Origin of the sequence: uncultured Aquincola sp. (genome assembly GCF_964001545.1) — a bacterium.
GTDB lineage: Bacteria > Pseudomonadota > Gammaproteobacteria > Burkholderiales > Burkholderiaceae_C > Aquincola.
Window position 1 is genome coordinate 1 of the sequence record NZ_CAXFDV010000479.1, and the last position, 1,830, is coordinate 1,830.

1 protein-coding gene and 1 pseudogene are annotated in these 1,830 nt (G+C 72.1%); one reads left to right on the forward strand and one right to left on the reverse strand.

Annotated elements, in window-relative coordinates:
* Window positions 1-441 (forward strand): annotated as a pseudogene (locus tag ABNT58_RS16415) (hypothetical protein); the annotation flags it as partial.
* Here ABNT58_RS16415 and ABNT58_RS16420 read toward each other — a convergent pair.
* Window positions 383-1,777, reverse strand: a complete 1,395-nt coding sequence (locus tag ABNT58_RS16420) for a PLP-dependent aminotransferase family protein (RefSeq protein WP_348754524.1) — start codon at window positions 1,775-1,777, stop codon at window positions 383-385. The pseudogene ABNT58_RS16415 and the gene ABNT58_RS16420 overlap by 59 nt on opposite strands.
* Window positions 1,778-1,830: the final 53 nt, after the last annotated feature.

The following is a 1,830-nucleotide window of genomic DNA, read 5'->3' on the forward strand; positions in this document are numbered from 1 at the left end:
CGCGCCCAGCTGGCCCGCGCGCTGGTGCAGATCGATGCGTTCTCGCAGCCGCCCGCCGGCCACCCCGCACGCTGGCTGCTGCTGGACGAACCCACCGCAGCGCTCGACCTGCAGCACCAGCATGCGGTGCTGCAACTGGCCCGGCACTGCGCGCAGGCCTGGGGCATCGGAGTGATCGTGGTGCTGCACGACCTGAACTTGGCGCTGCGCCATGCCGACGATGCGCTGGTGCTGCAGCAGGGCCGCGCCGTGGCCCAGGGCCCGGTGCGGCAGGTGCTGCAACCGGCGCTGGTGCAGCAGGTGTGGCAGGTGCAGGCGCGGCCGGCGCAGGCCGACGACGGCGTGCCGCAATACCTGTGGCAGCCGCCGGCGGACGGCCCGCTCACATCACCGTGGCATGCGGGTGCAGCGGGTGGTCCAGCGTCTCGGCCACCAGCCTGAGCGCGCGGTCGCAATCGTCCAGCGAGGCTGGGCCGCCCAGGCAGATGCGCACCGCATCGGGCGGGTTGCCATCGGTGCTGAAGGCGGCACTGGCCACCACTGCCACGCCCTGCGTGCGCAGGTAGGAGGCGCACTCCACCACGCTCCAGGCGCCCTGCAGCGGCAGCCACAGGTGAAAGCACTCGGGGTGCGCCACCACGCCCCATGCGCCCAGGTGCTGCAGCGCCAGCGCATGACGCTCACGGCAGGCGCTGCGAATGGCTTCCAGCACCGCATCGGCGGTGCCGTCGTTCACCCAGCGTGTGACCAGCGCATTGGTCAGCGGCGAAGCCATCACCGTGGTGGCGCGCAGCGCACCGGCCAGCCGCTGCGCCAGCCGCGCATGCGGCGCCAGCACATAGGCGCTGCGCAGGCCGGCGCCCAGACAATTGGAAAAGCCGGTGACGTAGTAGGTAAGGTCCGGCGCCAGCACGGCCAGCGGCGGCGGCAGCCGCTCGGTGGGCAGCATGCCGTAGGCATCGTCTTCGATGATGGGCACCGAAAAGCGCAGCGCCACATCGGCCAGGGCCTCTCGGCGCGCGCGTGACATGGTGGCCGTGGTGGGGTTGAGCAGCGTGGGGTTGCAGTACACCGCCTTGGGCGACAGCGTGCGGCAGGCATGCTCGAAGGCTTCGACGTCCGGCCCGTCTTCGTCCAGCGGCAGCGCATGCAGCTGCACGCCCAGCTGGGTGGCGATGGCCTTGAGCCCCGGGTAGGCCAGCGCATCCACGCACAGCAGCTCACCCGGCCGCGCCAGCTGCGAGATGAGCGCGGTGAGCACGCTGTGGATGCCCGGGCACACCAGCAGCCGTTCGGCCGTGGCCTGCGGCAGCCGGCGCTGCAGCCAGCGGGCGCCGGCCTCGCGGTCTTCGGTGGTACCGCCGAAGTCCTGGTAGCGCAGCAGCGCATGCAGGTCGCTGTGGGCCATCAGGTCGGCGGCGCTGTCGTGCATGCGGGCCAGCAGCGCTTCGTCGTGCGGCTCGGGCGGCAGGTTCATCGTCATCTCGGCGCCGCTGCCGCCGCGCAGCGGCAGCGCCGGGGCCTTGCCGCGCACATAGGTGCCGAAGCCCGCACGTGAATCGATGAGCCCGCGCTTGCGGGCCTCGGCATAAGCCCGGGCCACGGTGGTGTAGTTCAGCTGCAGCTCGTCGGCCAGCTCGCGCAGCGTGGGCAGGCGGTCGCGGGCGGCCAGGCGGCCATCGCGCAGGTCCTCGGCGATCAGGTCGGCAATCGCCAGGTAGGCCGGCCGGTCCTGGCTGGCCAGGCGCTTGCGCCAGTGCGCGGTGGGTTTGGTCATGGGGGTACTGCTGATCGCATGCAACCCGGGGGCTGATCGCATCAACCGTGCCG

Coding starts and splice junctions, on each gene's coding strand:
- ABNT58_RS16420 (WP_348754524.1), bottom strand. CDS start 1,777: ATGACCAAACCCACCGCGCACTGGCGCAAGCGCCTGGCCAGCCAGGAC.